The following is a 16,933-nucleotide window of genomic DNA, read 5'->3' as shown; positions in this document are numbered from 1 at the left end:
TACGCTACAGTCGTAAAGTACAAAAATATGAGCACCATTTCAGGTACATGAAAAACGCTAGTCTCCAACCGTTCATGAGGTCGGCCATATGCTTCTGGAAGGGCTTAACCCAGATTTTTCATGGGGTGGGTTTGGTGGTGGTGGGTTGGGGTGGTGTGTTTGTGGGGTTGGTTGGTTCACCTTCGCCCTTTGATTCGTGGTTTTTAGGGCAAGGTGTGCGTCCATAAAGTTGTGTGGGGTTTGGGGGTTGGGGTGTGCCTGCAGTGTGGCTGCCAGATCGCGTGTGTGGGCCTAGGGGTGTTAGGGTTTTCGTTTCTTCCAGCGTGGCTGTAGAAGGCTCTGGGTGTAGCCAATAAGCGTGACCAGTGTGTGGGTGTGGGGGTTGTGCTGGTCAAGCTGGAGGATGATGCGTCTGCTGCTTGTGGTGATTTTTGATGCAACCGCAACAAACCTTACACGGATAGTCTTCGGCACCCATGTCCACCAAGGCTTGCTTGTTTCTTGGTGTGAATGATCCTTGTGGTGGCAGGCGTCGATGAGTTTCGTCCAGGTAAGAAGTTGGTGGGATAGTGCAACGATCAAACACCAGATTTGGTTCGCCCCGAATTGTTTAAACGGCAGTTTACTAAGGCCTTGGTCTTTGGTGTCTTTGATGTGTTGTTCACATAAAGACCGATTACGGTAGCAGTAGTCAATGTGTTGAATATTCCCAATAAGGTTCGTTACGCACAGTTGGGCGCGAACACCATGTTGGTTGAAAAGACTGTGTTGGCACCCTGGGTGGGGTGGTTCGATTCGTGCGATAACACGCATATCCTCGGGGTAGTCAGCTAGAAGATTCACCAAAGGTTGGTGCTCATCTATATTTGCGGTGCGCAGTAGTCCGGTGATGTCTTCAAGGAAATGGTTCTCATCACAAACCAGATCCCCTGAAGCACGCACAATCGGCACCCGAGTATCCCACCGATCACAGTCTTTGCCTGTGTGAGCACTGGTTCCCAAGTGTTGTGTATCAGCGTTGGTTGTTTGTTGGGATTGAAGGTGATGGTCAAGGGTGATGCGCGCTGTCGGCGGGGCGGAATAACCCAGAACATACCCAAGGTTGTGATCGTTGAGGAAACTGATGAATTTCTTTGTCCCACCAGCACTGTCAGCACGGATGACTAATCGTTTGCCCCAGGGTTGACCATCACTGTGATCAGGCAGGGTGGCAAGAATCTCGTCAACAAGCTGGCAGTGATCACGAATTGTGTTTGCCCCGGCATTTCCTGGTCGAAGCAGGCAGTTAAGAAACTCCCCACCAGGCAGACCGATGCTGGTGTAATCAATAAAGGCACATAACGGGTGGAAACCAAAGCCTTTCTTATAGGTAGGCGTCGCGTTTTCCTTATCGGAATGTGCGGTAATCAACGTGGCATCAATATCGATAACCAGTGGTTGTTCAACTGTTGCCACCCGATGCGGAGCGTGATCACCTAACAAATCCCACACCCTAGTGCGAGCTTGTTTCGCTGCGTGGATAAACCCTTCTCGCACATGCTCGCTGGTATCTGCATATTCTGTGATCCGCCGCCATGCGGTTGTCACTGACGGTAACGATTTTGATGCTAACGCGGTTGAAACAGAAGAAAGCAAGGTGATGTCGTGGACATCATCCCCACCAGCAATCAACGATAAAGCCAGATTCACCCACACATCCCCTAACGTGTGCGTGAGCCCAGAACGCGGCAAAGCGGAATCAAGGCAGTCACTTATTCCCACCAATTCGGCTACGTGAGCAAACGGTAACACCCCCGCACCGGATACAAGATGAGAACAGCTAGCAACCCGTGGAATGTATGTGGTAGTCTTCACCTTGAAAGTGTTTCTTTCTGCCTAGATTATTGACTTCAAAACATCTCTATTCTAGCAGGTCAAGAAGCACTTTCTTTACTTTTTGCTCACCTTTTCACCCCACACCCATGAAAAATCCGGGTTAGAGTACTGGGCTGTTGCCTGATTATATATTCGCCAGACAGCTCGCGAAGTACCAGTACCTATTGAAATCTGGTTACCATATTTCAACTCAGAAGAATTTGTGTAGACGTAGTCTTGAACCACGTTATTTCGCACACGAGTATTCAATCCACCAAAGATGTACTCTCCTTCCTCATCGAAATCCGCTGTGATGTGGATCTTGATCTTGTTGTCTGAGTCTTCAACGCGTTCTACACGTACATCAAAAGGAACATCGACAGTTTCAGAATGACAAGTACTTCCTGCCCGATCATCTGCGTATTCATCAGCCGAACACACAGGATTTGTTCTGTGGTTGATCCTTTTCCGAAGGGTGAATGATTCACCAGTGAGATCTTCATCAGCAAAGTACAAAGCTGGGTCTTGCAAGGCGTCTTCAATAGTGAGCGTAAACTTCTCGGAAGAAGCTAACTTCGCAAGCGCTCCTGGATCGTTCTTCAGCTTATCTTTAATGCGCGCCCCACCAACCAAAAAATACCAATTCACCTTGGATTCTTTTCCGCGTGGTGAGTTATTAGATTTTTGGTAGGGGCGGTTGTAGTTGATTCCAAGCATGGCATCAATGCGTCCGTCAGGAAGAGGCAAGGGGACGGTCTGACCATTGACGGTGAAATCCAAAGATTCGGCCGTGACAGCACCAGCATTAGACGCAAGAACCTTGAAATCGCCTTTGAAATCGCGTTTTCCGTTTTTGTGCCATGCATCAACAGCCCGCTGGTCAAGGGCGCAGGTAATTTTTCGGTTCTGGCGTGGTCTCACTGGAGGATTGGATCCTTCATGATGGAAACGACACATACCGACAGCGGAACCATCTGCCAATTCCATGGGGAAATCTTTAGGAGGGGATTGATTGCGCCTCTTAAAGAAAATGAGCGGCTCAGGAAGCTCAATTTCGAACTTGCGCCCCACGACAGGAGCCGTCTCTTGCATGCCTGGATGGGTGTTACTCCATTTAAGGGTAAGCCATCCAGCGTGGCCATTTACCTCCAGTTTGCGGTTTTCAAACTTTGAGTGCTCAATGCTGTGAACATAAAGATCATTGGGGTTTTGCGCTGGGGGAATAACACCAGTAGTTACATCGGTAGCTGGATCTTGTGCAAACGACGGTGCGACATGAACCCCACCACAAGCAACAGCGACTGCAGAAAGGATGGCGACCACTCGGCTGCGCCTCTTTCGCAGTCGGGCAGTAACCGAATGGTTAAAGTCAGACATGTTGGAAAATCTCCTCACAATGGTGGGGGTGTCATGGCCTTAGCTGAACACACCCACCTGAAAAACGTTGAAAACATGAACCCTTGTGGGAAGAAAAGGGAACGCGGGAATACCACAACACCACATTCATAAAATTCTTAAAAAATGTGAGTTTTTCACAACCTTCTTCGCTTTGGTTCACTTAACCGACAAGGTAGCAAAAAAGTGTCCGCTGTACTGCATGAATTTTCTTGCATGAATTAAGTTGTCTAAGGCTTTCGATTCTTTGTCATCTCCTACTTTTAAGGTTACCCTATGGACTTCCCCTCAATTTTTTTGAAAAAGTACTGAGTGAGATTGAAGAATCTTTTCATCTTTTTTCTATTTTTGTGCGATCAAATTTTTGATATCAATACAGATTGATGGGGGTGGTTACCGTTTGTATTGAGGGATATTTGGAGTGGCTATGTGTGCTTAAAACTGGGGAAAGAGGTGTAAATATAGCACTTTTGATAATATGTTTATCCTGTTGAGCCATTGTTGATACTTTTCTAATTAATTGACCAACTCTCTTTCTCGACCACCCCCAAACTACCCCCACTCTTAAACCATGGTTGAGCTTTTGTAGTCGTGCGTGCCTTGTGCCATTCTGGCTGATACCGTGCATAAAAATTCCTCAAGCTAGACGCGTATGCGGCCGAGGGGATGAACGCAAGCAAGGAGGGGAAAGAACAAACACACACGATGCGCAGCTTATATCTCATGCGCGTGAAGGTGAAGAATATTGTGAAAAACAGCTTGAACTCACAATCCTCCTTTCCCTACTGTGCACCTGCCCTCCCGAATAAACAGGAACAGATATCGGCACACGAGGGAGAAAGAAATCACCCACGCCGCGTGTTGAGCACACAGGGGGGAAGGTGGCGTAACAACAAAGTGTGGGGAGGCCGCACGCGGGCTAGAAGGCGTGGTGGGGGCGTCGATAAGCAGAAGAAACACCAACACCAGCGTGGTCGAGATACTCATCCCGCACGTTGTTGAGTACCCTTAAACCCAAAGACTTTATATGTATGGAAAGGTCGACGTACAAAGTATGAAAGACAACCAGCTCCAGCGCTTCTTGCTGCCGCATCTGGGCGAACCGCACGACGTTCGCATGCTTTACCTCATCGAAAGCGAGCTTAATAAAGAACGCGCAACCTGGACCGACCGCACCTCGATCAGCATCCCCGCAGGTAGCGAACTGAGCTTCCTCACCTATTTCAATGCCTTCCCCGCCAGCTACTGGCGACGCTGGTCGCAGCTCGACTCCGTAATCCTGCGCGTCGAAGTGCACGGCACTGCCCGCATTGACGTCTACCGCTCTAAACTTGACGGTGCCCGCATCGGTATCGAAGGAAAAGTTGTCACCGACGGTGTCGCCGAGTTCGAACTCAGCCTCGCCCCCTTCGAAGTAGGCGGCTGGATGTGGTGGGAAATCACCACCGAAACCGACGTCACTGTCACTGAAGCAGGCTGGTACGCACCGCACGCGCCGAAACCCCAAATCATGCCCGACGGCACCGAAGTCGGACCCTTCCCCGCACGCGTCACCGTGGGTATCCCTACCTTCAACCGCCCCGCTGATGCCGTCGCCGCACTCGAAGCACTCGCCTCCGACCCCGCTGTCGACGCCGTCATCGACGCCGTGATCATGCCCGACCAAGGCACCAAACACCCCGCCGACGAACCCGGCTACGAGGACGCTGTCGCCCACTTCGGCAAGCGCTTCCACGAATTCCGCCAAGGCAACCTCGGCGGATCAGGCGGCTATTCCCGCATCATGTACGAAGCACTCGGCGACGGTGCAGCGGGCGCGGCGAAATCGCCCTACATCCTCTACATGGACGACGACATCGCGATCGAACCCGACTCCGTTCTGCGCGCGCTCGCAATAGCACGCTACGCGAAAAGCCCCATCCTAGTCGGCGGGCAAATGCTCAACCTGCAAGAACGCAGCCACCTGCACTCCATGGGTGAAGTGGTCAACCGCGGCGACTTCATGTGGACCGCTGCACCGCACGTGCACTACGACCACGACTTCGCCGCGCACCCCTTGTCTGATCGGGGCAAGTTCGGCGACAAGCCGGACGCCCCCAACTCCCGCGACCTGCACAGGCGTATCGACGTCGACTACAACGGCTGGTGGATGTGCATGATCCCCCGCGTGGTCGCCGAAGAAATCGGACAACCCCTCCCGCTGTTCATCAAGTGGGACGACGCCGAATACGGACTACGTGCCGGCCAGCACGGATACCCCACCGCCACCTGGCCAGGCATCGCCATCTGGCACATGGCATGGTCGGATAAAGATGACGCCATCGACTGGCAGGCATACTTCCACCTGCGCAACCGTCTCATCGTCGCCGCCATGCAGCACGACGGTGAGATCGACGGCATCATCCGCAGCATGCTCAAAGCAACCGTGAAGCACCTGCTGTGCCTCGAATACTCCACCGTGGCTATTCAGATCGAAGCGATCAAGGACTTTATGAAAGGCCCTGATCAGCTCTTCGACATTCTCGAAACCTCCCTGCCCCGCATTGCCGCAATCCGCAAGGAATACCCCGATGCGGTCATCCTGCCGTCGGCGGCGGAACTGCCACGCCCCACCGGCACCCCAGGTGTGCCAATCAAGGACATTGGCGGACGTCTAGCACCAGTGAAGAAAGCTGTCTGGCTGGCCAAGGGACTCAAGCATTCGCTTCGCCCCGCCAACCCCGCACACCACGATGTGCCGCAAGCCAACTTCGCACCGATCGAAGCTCGCTGGTTCAGCCTCTCGCGTGTCGACGGCGCAACCGTGGCCACCGCTGACGGTCGGGGAGTGGTCTACCGCAAGCGCGACCTCGACAAGGCCAAAGATCTGTTCAAGCAGACCCGCGACCTGCACAAGGAACTGAAAGCCAACTTCGACCAGTTGCGCACACAGTACCGCGCCGCCCACCCCGACCTTGTCAGCCGTGAAGCATGGAGCAAGGTGTTTGATAGTGAATAAGTCTGGAAACAACTGCTGCGTGCACAACTGTGAAGCAGACATCCTCGTCGCCGTTCAAAACATGGCCGGTTATCCGGGCGTGATCCCCACCGCACGCGCGCTAAGCCACTTCGGTGAGCACGCACTGGGCTGGATGGGACTAGGGCTTGTGGGCGTTTTAGTGGATAAGCGACGCCGCGCCGACTGGGTGCGGTTGTTTTTGGCGGCATTCTTCAGCCACGCCGCTTCCGTTGTGATCAAACGCATTGTGCGCCGCAAACGACCCCACGATGAGCGCATCGTCGTGGGTGTGGGGACTCCTTCAGATCTGAGTTTCCCCAGCTCGCATGCAACAAGCACCACGGCGGCACTGTGGACGCTGGCGAAAATCACCAAAAACCCACTCCCACTTCTCGGTGTGCCCGTCATGATGATTTCCCGTATGGTACTTGGTGTTCATTATCCGACCGACGTGCTCGCGGGCGCGGTTGTGGGTGCTGCAACGGCCGAAGCTGTTGCGCGGATTAGGAAGGCTAAAACAGGTGAGCGATCAAACTAGCATCTTGGGTTCCGAACCACATACCCAAGGCATTGACGTGGGTGCGAAAAAACGCCCACCGAAAAACCTTGCTGACGGCATGATCAAAGCACTACGCCCCAAGCAGTGGGTAAAAAACGTGCTCGTGCTCGCCGCACCACTCGCGGCTGGTGCGGATGAGCTTTTCGACGCCCGCACCCTGATCGACATCGCCATCGCGTTCGCAGTATTCTGCCTCGCAGCCTCCTCGATCTACCTCATCAACGACGCCAAAGACGTTGAGGCCGACCGCGCCCACCCCACCAAACGATTTAGGCCGATCGCAGCCGGCGTTTTGCCGGTCAGCCTTGCCTATATCATGGCCGTGGTCTTAATCGTTGCCTCCATTGGTATTAGCTACTTCTTTGCTTCCTCCGGCCATGGGCTTGCCATCGTGATGGCTGTCTACATTGCCTTGCAGCTTGGATACTGCTTCGGCTGGAAGCACCAGCCCGTGATCGATATCGCCCTAGTCTCCTCCGGATTCATGCTGCGCGCTATGGCCGGTGGCGTGGCGGCTGGCATCGGGCTTTCCCAGTGGTTCCTGCTGGTAGCAGCCTTCGGCTCACTGTTCATGGCCTCCGGCAAGCGCTATGCCGAAATCCTGCTGGCACAATCCTCCGGTGCGAAGATCCGCAAGTCCCTGGAAGGCTACACGCCTACCTACCTGCGTTTCGTATGGACCCTTGCTGCAACCGCTGTGGTGATGAGCTACGCACTGTGGGGCTTTGAAATGGCCCGCGTGGCCGCCGGTGCCGCTGGCGTGTGGTACCAGATTTCGATGGTGCCTTTTACCGTTGCGATCTTGCGTTACGCCGCCGACGTGGACCGCGGCGAAGGCGGTGCTCCCGATGAGCTCGCCTTAACTGACCGTACTTTGCAAGTGCTTGCACTCGCGTGGGTTGCCTGTGTGGTTGTTGCTGTGTACGTGGTGCCAGCGCTATAAAAACTCCGCGGTGAATGCACGCTGCCGCCCTGTGCCTTGAACAAAAGGTATGGGGCGGTATTTTCGTGAGCACACCATGCTGATGCCTTTGGTATTGCAGAGAGCTGTCATCGTGAGGAAACTATCAGTGAGAGATAGAACAAGTGCTTCTACTGAAGTCGCAGGTCGATTTTTGGCGGGTGTGATGAAACTCGAACTATTATTTTGAATCAATGCGCACGCATTTATATGCATGGCGCCCACTGGGTGTTTGCGATGGTTTCTGATATCCGTGCCCGTGTGTGGGGCAAGGTGTGGGGGAGTGGGGGTGGTAAAAATAGGGACTGAGCGGGGGCTGAGAAACCTTGCAAAAAAAATAAGCGAAAAACTGCGTGACAGACAACCTTTGCCACTATCCTAGTTATGGCTAGGGCGCTGGAAAATCAGGTGATTAAGCAGGTTAATCTTTTGAGTTGTCCATGATGTCTAGCGTTGCCACTATGGTGAGATTTTCTTAAGGATATGGATCGCAAAGGAGTTAGTGGGGTTCATGAAACCAATGATTATCGACGCGGATACCCAACGCGTTTTATGGCGAGTCGATGACTGTGCCGCTCACTGCGGAATCGTTTCGCGCACCTGGACCTCCTACTGCTCGGAGGGCCGAACCCCCAAAGCTGTTGCAATGCTTGGCAAAGGTTCACCATTATGGGATGCCGAAGAAGTAAAACACTGGCACGCTAACCGTAGCGGATCACCAGTGAAAAACCACCCCACCTCAACAGTGCGGAAACGCCAAAAATAGCAGAAACCACTGCGTAGACCACACTTGGGAGGGGTCTACGCAGAAGATGCAAAAGTTTTACTTGCCCAGTTTTCGGTCGCCTAGAGGCGCGTTAAGGGAAACGACAAGCGATGATATTGAACCGACCAAAATGCAGTGGTCAGATGCGCTGGGGATGGCGCCTTCATACACTTTAATTGTCACCGAATCGTCCGTTTCAGCCACCTGTGCGCGGTAACCGTAGCAATCCTGAGTGCCGGACGGGAAGAACACGCGAATCTTATTCCCATTATCAACCTCTTGATAGCCTGCCCACGCAATTTCTTTTTCATTGCTCAGATCATTGCGCGGCTGCACATCTGCCGGTTTCCTCTCCGTTGGAAGCATAACGCCCACTTTGCTGCTGAGCTGAGCGAGAACAAGCGAATCGGTGGTGATACCAAGAAGTGGGGTGAGAAGAGCGATAAGGCCAGCAAAAAACTTCCAAATCAATCCAGCTGATGAGGAAGAACCCCGAGACAGGGAAGAACCGTTCCATGAAGACATGAACATCACAGATCCTTTCGTGGTAATGCGGAAAATGAATGGGTGTTCTTCTGGCACGCTACGGTGCGAAGTGGAAGGTGCGCACAAACGCTGCGGATATGCCTAACCCTAACCCCTCTGAAGGCGCAGGGGAAGGGGGGACCAAGAGGGGGTAGAGTTTATGCTACCTACTTAAAATTTGGCGTTGCAGCACTTATCCCGTACGACCAAAGTACAGGTATGTACAAAAGCGCAGCTGGTGACAGACACGCTAAATACAGGGCACTTTGCTACCATTTCCCCTATGAATCAAGCCCGCCGAATCACTTTTCTCTCAGGATTCCTCTCCGCTATTGCGGTTGCCATCTTCGCCTTTTATGGCGGATGGCAACGCAAATGGATGAGTGACGACGGGCTTATCGTCCTGCGCACCGTGCGCAACCTGCTCGCCGGAAACGGCCCCGTCTTCAATGCAGGGGAGCGCGTCGAAGCCAACACCTCCATGCTGTGGCAATACATCATTTATCTCGGGGCGCGCATCGATGGTCACCGCCTAGAAACCATCGCCATGTGGGCAGCGCTGATATTCACCACGCTCGCAGTCTTTATCGCCACCATCGGCACAGCAACCCTCTATCGCGGTCGCCCCCTATGGCTTTTGCCCTTCGGCGGAATCATCTACCTCGCCCTCCCACCCGCCCGTGACTTCGCCACCTCCGGTCTGGAATGGGGACTGAGCCTCCTATGGATCGCAGTCCTGTGGTTCCTGCTCGCCACCTGGTCCACCCTGGCGAACAAAACCCAAGGAATAGTACCTACTGTTACTCTCTACACCCTTGCATTCTGGTGCGGAATCAGCTGGCTCGTCCGCCCTGAACTTGCCCTCTACGGCGGGCTCGTCGGGCTCATGCTTCTGATTATGCACCGAGCCAAGTGGTGGAAAATCCTCCTCGTTGCCATCCCCGCACCCTTGGCTTACCAAATCTTCCGCATGGGCTACTACGGCCTGCTCGTACCCCACACTGCGGTAGCCAAATCCGCCACCGGCGCACAATGGGCAAGCGGCTGGAACTACATCCGCGACTTCAACGATCCCTACTGGCTTATCGTCGCACTGCTCATTGCCGCCTTCGCCGGGGCACTGATGGTCGCACTAAGCAAGCAGACAGCTGGCGGCGTCGACAAGCGAACACCACTAGCGATTGGGGTAATCCTCGCCTGCGCAACATTGCACACCCTCTATGTTGTGCGCGTCGGCGGCGACTTCATGCACGGACGCATGCTGCTGCTGCCCCTCTTTACCCTCCTTCTGCCGGTCAGTGTGATCGGCATCGCCCGCAACCGCAGCGCCGCACTGCTCGGCGCAGGCATCTTCGGCGCCGGCCTGATCTGGTCCGCCACCGCAATTATCGGCGGACACCCCTACCAACTCCCCGAAGAAGGCGAAGAACTCGGCATCGTCGACGAGCGCACATTCTGGCAACTAGCCACCTACCGTGACGCGCCCACCTACTTCGCCGAAGACTTCCACACCGCCCGCAGCCTGCGCGACTACCCCGAACAGCTCGCCATCGCACAGCAGCGTAACGACGCCCACCTCGTCAGCTACCTAAAAAACCCAGACCCCATCGTGCTCAGCTGGATGCCCGTGCCCCGCACCACCCAAACAACCGGGCCGAATGCAGACCTCGCACAGATGCCGTTAAGTCTGACCATGATCAACCTCGGCATGACCAGCATGAACGCGCCACTTGATGTGCGCGTGCTCGACAACATGGGACTAGCCAACCCCATTGCCGCACGACAGCCCCGCATGCCTGATGCCCGCGTGGGGCACGACAAAAACCTGCCACTGTTCTGGCAAATGGCTGATTCCGGAGTCGCAATTGACGACATGCCCGACTGGGTGAATAAAAAAGACGCACAAGCCGCCCGGAAAGCGTTATACACAGATGAATTTAGGGTACTTTTCGAGTCCTACCGCTCCCCCATGAGCTGGGATCGTTTTATGTCCAACATTAAATTTAGCTTAACTTCTGGCAGGACATTGCAGTTCCACGAAGACCCCGAAAAATATGCAGATGCTGCAGTTTCAGTAGAAAAACCGCAGATTTACTGGCCCCAAGAAATCAACACTGCGGGGGATAGGAAGTAACAAAAGATTCCAAGTACGTTATAAACCTGTTATACAATGAGATGTCCGTAGACCTCATCGCACACTCCCAGTGTTTCGGAAGTCTACACGCCCTTACTACTGCGCACCCACGCTCAATCGCGTACAGCACAGCAGAAAGGGCGTCACGATATGTTCGCCCGAACAGATCAAAACACACCGCTTCAAGTACACACCGTGGCAATCACAACCGTGATTCCACCGCTGTGCTAGGGCGGATTGTAGCAGCAACGTGCTTCAAAGCGCACTGTCGGTCTTTGTGTATGCTTATGCCCTCACGCACAAAAGGGGGAGCCAAAGCATAGACAAAGCCCAGTAGTGCCCACAACGACAGCACACAGGGAGTGTGTGATCAGGCACCAGTGAAAATCGCCCACCTATTGGCGATGCTCATGATAAGCACGAAAGCTCACACCGCTTTTGAACTAGGAGAGGTATGAAAGTTTTGTCCCGAGCTCTCAAGAAAGTGACGGCGACTGTCACTGCGGTACTGACCGCGTGTGCACTTATGTTTGCAGGCCAAGGCGTTGCTCACGCCGGCAACCGCGACTGGCTTCGCCCAGACGCAACCGGCCGATGCGAATGGGATGCCGTGAAGTACTGGGTGCAGCGCTGCGACGTCTTCTCCCCAGCAAACGGACGCAATATCACCGTCCAAATCCAGCCTGCACAACGTGGCGGCAACGCTGGCTTCTACCTGCTCGACGGTGCACGCGCCACCGAGCATGCCAACGCCTGGACTGTGGATGCCAACGCCCCGGCTGTCTACGCTAACCACAACATCACGCTCGTGATGCCCGTTGGTGGCGCAGGCTCCTTCTATATGGACTGGTTGGCACCAGTGCATTACAACGGCACCGGCCCACACTTTAAATGGGAAACCTTCCTCACCCAAGAACTGCCTGTTTACCTCGAGCGTAACTTCGGTGTTGCCCGCAACAATAACTCCATTGCAGGACTGTCAATGGGCGGTACCGCTGCACTAAACCTTGCCTCCCGTCACCCAGGCCAGTTCCGCCAAGCACTGAGCTGGTCCGGTTACCCAGCAATGACCCTGCCTGGCATGCACTCCATGCTGCGCATTGCCATGCTTGACCTGGGTGGTTTCAACATTAACGCCATGTATGGAACCTTCTTCCACCCACAGCGTTTCCAAAACGATCCACTGTGGAATATGTCGGGCCTGCGCAACACGGATGTTTACGTTTCGGCAGCATCTGGTTTCTGGTCTGACTTTGATAACCAGCACGTGCGCTTCACCGACCGCATCAACGGTTCGATCCTTGAGTCCATCGCTTTGTACACCACCACCGTGTGGGAAACGAAGGCACGCGTCGAAGGTGTGCCAGTGACGGTTGATTACCCACTGGTGGGCATTCACAACTGGGCGCAGTGGCGTTACCAGCTGGACAAGACCAAGGGTCGTGTCCTCGACCGCATGAACGCTTGGTAAAAACGTGCGTGAAGGGAAGCTTCAGTACTGCATGAATGCAGTGGACAAGCTTCCCTTTGTGGCACAGTGGGGGTAATTTTCATCAAAGGGGTGCTAGGGGCTGAGGCTCTTTTCTCATGGGTGCCGTCTGGGCTTCGCTTCTTGGTGCGAGTAACGCCAGCTCGGCTGTGTGAGATGGTACTGTTGGGAGTCTTTTATGATCATGACTATCGGTGTGTCTGTAGAGAAAATCTAAAGTTAAACTTAAACTTGAGGTTGATCTTGCGTGACACGCTGCCTTGACCCCTCTTTCTGGTTACTCCACGGGGTAGCCATCGTGCTTTTGTCCCTATGCTTTGCGTCGCACCGGCACCCACATGCTGAGGCGAAACAACGTCGGTGGAAGAAAGTACAGCTGCTACACAGTAGTGGCGGGGGTGAGGGTGAACTGCATGAGGGATATCTCTTTTATAAGAAAGTGACTACCCTTGTGGGTGTTCATGAAAGAATGGCACTGAAAAAGTCAACACTTTTTCACCAGGCAGTGGTTTAAGTGTAGTGAAGTACTACTTAAACTGTTGGAGCCGGAGGAGGGGAACCTTCGGAACACAAGGTGAAATGCATGTGGGATGATTTTGGTCCTGAGCGGAGTATGCCTATGTGCACTTTGCTTCATTTTCGGTGCCTTTGTTTTATTACTGAAAGTTTTCGCTTCAACACGAGAAGGAATTATTTTATGCGCGACACCGCATCTCGTTTCCAGCGTCGTTCCCACTGGATGCTTGCGATTCCAGTAGCCCTCAGCGTGGGCTTGGCACTCGCATCGCCAGCGACGGCATTTGCTCAATCCTCCGGTTCTTCTTTTGTACAGGGGCTGACTGATTATTTGGAGCCTCAAGGAACTGAGCGCACTCCAATTCGTGTCGATGAGGCACCAAAGATCCAAGGCCTGCCAGAGGGCGTATCCGTTCAGCGGGTTCGTTGGATTACTGAGCGCCGCATTGAGCTGCAGATCCAGTCGAAGGTCATGCCTGGTGATCCGATCCGCGTGCAAATGTTGCTTGCCCGCGACTGGCATTCCGCGCCTAGCCGTAGTTTCCCTGAGGTGTGGGCGCTTGATGGCATGCGTGCCACCGATGTGGAGTCCGGTTGGACCGCTGAGACGAATATCGAGCAGGTTTTTGCCGATAAGAACGTGAATGTGATTATGCCTATTGGTGGCCAGTCGTCCTTCTATGCGGACTGGTTGCAACCAAGCAATGGTAAGCACTACATGTGGGAGTCGTTCCTGACCAAGGAACTGGTTCCGATTTTGTCTAATGGCTACCGTTCGAATGGTGAGCGTGCGGTCTTTGGTTTGTCCATGGGTGGTACTGCCGCGATCAACTTGGGTGAGCGTCACCCAGATATGTTCAAGTTTGTGGGTTCTTTCTCCGGCTACTTAGATACCACCAGCACGGGTATGCCGATGGCGATTCGTGCCGCCCAGCAGGATGCTGGCGGTTTTGATACCACCGCTATGTGGGGTGAGGATGGTTCTCAGGCATGGATTGATCACGATCCTAAGCTTGGCATTGATGCTCTGCGTGGCAAGAAGGTCTACGTTTCTGCAGGCTCCGGCCGTGATGATTTCGGACAGCCCGGTTCGGTTGCGAAGAACCCTGCGAATTCCGCTGGTGTTGGTTTGGAAGTTCTTTCCCGCATGACCACCCAGACGTTTGTTGATTACGCTAAGCGTGCCGGTGTTGAGGTTGTGGCTGTGTTCCGTCCTTCCGGTGTGCATGACTGGCCTTATTGGCAGTTTGAGCTGGGTCAGGCGTGGCCACACATGGCTTCTGCTTTGGGCTTGTCGGCTTCTGATCGTGGTGCCGACTGCACCCCGATTGGTGCTATCGCTGAGGTGACTGCTGCTGGTGTGATCGGTACTTGTGTGAATAATGAGTACGATGTGCCAGGCGGTAAGGCTGAAGATTTCACTTCCGGTCGCGCGTACTGGTCGCCAAAGACGGGTGCGTTTGCCCTGTACGGCAAGATTAATGCGCTGTACACCGAGATGGGTGGTCCTGGTTCATGGTTGGGCTTCCCCACTAGTTCTGAGCGCACCCTGGTCAATGGTGGTCGCTATGTGGCGTTTGAGAACGGCAATATTTACTGGACTCATAAGTTGGGTGCGGTTGCTGTTCCGCGTGACATTGTGGCGAAGTGGGGCGAGCTGAAGTGGGAGAATGGCGATTTGGGCTATCCGACTGCTGAGGCTACCAAGATCGGTGAGGGCTTTGTTCAGTCCTTTGAGCGCGGTTTCGTGGCGCGTACTCCGAATGGTGCGAATCACTGGGTGCGTGGTGCGATTGCGGCGAAGTACGCCGAGTTGGGCACCGCGAAGTCGCAGTTGGGCTTCCCAACCTCCGATGAGATGCTGATTAATGGTGGTGCGTTTCAGCGTTTCGACAAGGGCAATATTTACTGGTCGCCGCAGACTGGTGCGCATGTGATCTACTATGGTGACATTTTTGATGCGTGGGGTGCGAAGCGTTGGGAGCAGGGTGAATTTGGTTTCCCTGTTGCTGATCATTCCAAGATCCCTGCTGGTGGCGAGGTTGTGAAGTTCCAGCGTGGCACGATCAGCCAGATCAACGGCGCTATCCGTGAGGAGAAAAACTAGTGAAGCGCTTCGGAGCTGTCGTTGCTGTAGCTTCGGCTGCGTGCGTGCTGGTGTCCTGCGGGAGTTCTGAGGTCAGTGACGAGTCCTCGTCGCAGACGATTGCACCGTTGACTCGTTCGGCTTCGCCTTCTGTTTCTGCTGCTTCGTCGAGTGCTGTGGCAACGAAGGAGGAGGGGCGTAGTGGTTCTGCTGCTGCGCCGAATCGCCCGTTGCCAACAGACGAGGGTGCGCGGGAAGTGACCGAAGTTCCTACACCTGAGCTGCAGCTTTCCGACGCCGATAAGGCGTATCTGGATGAGTTGAAGTATGCTGGGATCAAGGTTGAGGGTGTGGAGAACCAGATGATTGGTGCCGCCCAGGTGGTGTGTGGGGAGCAGTTCCCTGCAGCTATCCATGCGGTAGCTGGTCAGCTCATTGAGCAGCAGCGCACATCCTTGTCCCCGGAGCAGGCTACTGCGGTGTTGGAGCAAGCCGCCCGTAAATCGTATTGCTAGGAACGCATGAAGAAATTTTTGACGGCTGTTGTTGCTGCCATTGTTGTGGTGGTGATTGCTAGTGGTGTGGTGCATTGGATGAGTACGTCTGATGTGGCTGGCCCTGATGCGCCACCAACCGATGGACCGTCAACTCCTGTGCAGCCTGATCATTGCCCGCGTGTGGAGTTTATTGCCGCACCGGGCACGTGGGAGTCTGCCAAGGGTGATGATCCGTTTAATCCGACGGCGAATCCGATGTCGTTTATGTTGAGCATTACTCGCCCATTGCAGGAGCGTTATCCTGCTAATGAGGTGAAGGTGTGGACTTTGCCGTATACGGCACAGTTTAAGAACATTAATGCCCAGGATCAGATGAGCTATGACGAGTCGCGCGAGGAGGGTATTTCTACCCTTGAGCACGAGTTGATTTCTATGCATCAAGAATGCCCGCAGACTGATTTTATTCTGGCTGGGTTTTCTCAGGGCGCTGTGATTGCTGGCGATATTGCTAACAAGATTGGTGCTGATGGTGGTGTTATTCCTGCGGAGCGTATCAGGGGTGTCGCCTTGATCGCTGACGGTCGCCGTGAGCCTGGTGTGGGCCAGGCTGTGGGCAACGGTGTTGCAGGTGTGGGTGCGGAAGTATCTTTGGCACCGCTGAATTTGGTGGTGCAGCCGATTGTTCCTGGTGCAACGATGCGCGGGCCTCGTGTCGGAGGTTTCGGCTCTTTGCAGGATCGAGTGTTTGATATTTGCGCCCCTGATGATTCCATTTGTGATGCTCCCTTTAATGTGGGCAATGCCCTTGGTCGTGCGCGTGGATTGGTGGAGTCCAATGGCGTGCACGCTATGTATGCCACTAATCCGAATGTGATTCCTGGGACCACCGCAAACCAGTGGGTTGTGGAGTGGGCTCAGGGGCTCATCAACGGTTAGAGCAACACCCCTTGTTCCCACCAGTTCATGCGTGGGGCCAAGGGGTGTTGTGGTGTGTGGATGCTTTCACCAGTGCATACCTGCGTTGAGGGGGGTGGGGGTGAACATTGTTTAGGGCCTGTGGGGGTTTTCAGTACTGTGGCGTGTGAGTTATCCACGTGTGGGTTTTATCTACACCATGTGTCTTTTTGAGGAATTGATTTTTTCGGTTTCATCA

Annotated in this window: 12 protein-coding genes; 9 read left to right on the top strand and 3 right to left on the bottom strand. The window is 54.1% G+C overall.

Features of this window, described 5'->3' with window-relative positions; all coding sequences use genetic code 11:
• Window positions 1-300: 300 nt before the first annotated feature.
• Both CFELI_RS12450 and CFELI_RS12445 read right to left on the bottom strand, forming a co-directional pair.
• Window positions 301-1,854 carry an IS1380 family transposase gene (locus CFELI_RS12450; protein ID WP_290258967.1) on the bottom strand — a complete coding sequence of 518 codons (1,554 nt, stop codon included), beginning with the start codon at window positions 1,852-1,854 and terminating at the stop codon, window positions 301-303.
• 75 nt (window positions 1,855-1,929) lie between these two features.
• Window positions 1,930-3,231 carry a DUF7926 domain-containing protein gene (locus CFELI_RS12445; RefSeq protein ID WP_277105183.1) on the bottom strand — a complete coding sequence of 434 codons (1,302 nt, stop codon included), beginning with the start codon at window positions 3,229-3,231 and terminating at the stop codon, window positions 1,930-1,932.
• 1,072 nt (window positions 3,232-4,303) lie between these two features.
• Here CFELI_RS12445 and CFELI_RS12440 point away from each other — a divergent pair.
• The 4 genes from CFELI_RS12440 (at window position 4,304) to CFELI_RS12425 (ending at window position 8,533) form a co-directional block, all read left to right on the top strand.
• On the top strand, window positions 4,304-6,247 hold the full coding sequence (locus CFELI_RS12440; RefSeq protein ID WP_277105182.1) for a glycosyltransferase: 1,944 nt from the start codon (window positions 4,304-4,306) through the stop codon (window positions 6,245-6,247).
• A 61-nt stretch (window positions 6,248-6,308) separates the two neighbouring features.
• Window positions 6,309-6,785 carry a phosphatase PAP2 family protein gene (locus CFELI_RS12435; RefSeq protein ID WP_277105186.1) on the top strand — a complete coding sequence of 159 codons (477 nt, stop codon included), beginning with the start codon at window positions 6,309-6,311 and terminating at the stop codon, window positions 6,783-6,785.
• Window positions 6,769-7,749 (top strand): decaprenyl-phosphate phosphoribosyltransferase, encoded by a 981-nt coding sequence (locus CFELI_RS12430; protein ID WP_277105181.1) that lies wholly within the window; start codon window positions 6,769-6,771, stop codon window positions 7,747-7,749. The genes CFELI_RS12435 and CFELI_RS12430 overlap by 17 nt, the downstream gene beginning before the upstream one ends.
• Window positions 7,750-8,278: 529 nt before the next feature.
• A complete protein-coding gene (locus CFELI_RS12425) occupies window positions 8,279-8,533 on the top strand; it encodes a helix-turn-helix transcriptional regulator (RefSeq protein ID WP_277105180.1) in 255 nt (84 codons plus the stop codon).
• 57 nt (window positions 8,534-8,590) lie between these two features.
• Here the strand turns inward: CFELI_RS12425 and CFELI_RS12420 are convergent, their stop codons facing one another.
• Entirely contained in the window at window positions 8,591-9,058 is a 468-nt protein-coding gene (locus CFELI_RS12420) for a hypothetical protein (RefSeq protein WP_277105179.1), read from the bottom strand.
• A 283-nt stretch (window positions 9,059-9,341) separates the two neighbouring features.
• On the opposite strand from CFELI_RS12420, the gene CFELI_RS12415 reads away from it, so the two are divergent.
• The 5 genes from CFELI_RS12415 to CFELI_RS12395 all read left to right on the top strand — a co-directional run bounded on the left by CFELI_RS12415 (window position 9,342) and on the right by CFELI_RS12395 (window position 16,716).
• On the top strand, window positions 9,342-11,192 hold the full coding sequence (locus CFELI_RS12415; protein WP_277105178.1) for an arabinofuranosyltransferase AftB family protein: 1,851 nt from the start codon (window positions 9,342-9,344) through the stop codon (window positions 11,190-11,192).
• 454 nt (window positions 11,193-11,646) lie between these two features.
• Window positions 11,647-12,663 carry an alpha/beta hydrolase gene (locus CFELI_RS12410; RefSeq protein ID WP_277105177.1) on the top strand — a complete coding sequence of 339 codons (1,017 nt, stop codon included), beginning with the start codon at window positions 11,647-11,649 and terminating at the stop codon, window positions 12,661-12,663.
• Window positions 12,664-13,378: 715 nt separating this feature from the next.
• Window positions 13,379-15,304: an alpha/beta hydrolase-fold protein gene (locus CFELI_RS12405; protein ID WP_277105176.1), complete on the top strand. Its 1,926-nt coding sequence runs from the start codon at window positions 13,379-13,381 to the stop codon at window positions 15,302-15,304.
• On the top strand, window positions 15,304-15,798 hold the full coding sequence (locus CFELI_RS12400) for a DUF732 domain-containing protein (protein ID WP_277105175.1): 495 nt from the start codon (window positions 15,304-15,306) through the stop codon (window positions 15,796-15,798). Before CFELI_RS12405 ends, CFELI_RS12400 begins: the two co-directional genes overlap by 1 nt.
• A gap of 6 nt (window positions 15,799-15,804) precedes the next feature.
• Window positions 15,805-16,716 (top strand): cutinase family protein, encoded by a 912-nt coding sequence (locus tag CFELI_RS12395; RefSeq protein ID WP_277105174.1) that lies wholly within the window; start codon window positions 15,805-15,807, stop codon window positions 16,714-16,716.
• The last annotated feature ends 217 nt before the right edge of the window (window positions 16,717-16,933 follow it).

This window comes from Corynebacterium felinum (assembly GCF_030408755.1).
GTDB lineage: Bacteria > Actinomycetota > Actinomycetes > Mycobacteriales > Mycobacteriaceae > Corynebacterium > Corynebacterium felinum.
The sequence above is the reverse complement of the archived record's forward strand: the minus strand, read 5'-3'. Positions and strand labels throughout refer to the sequence as shown.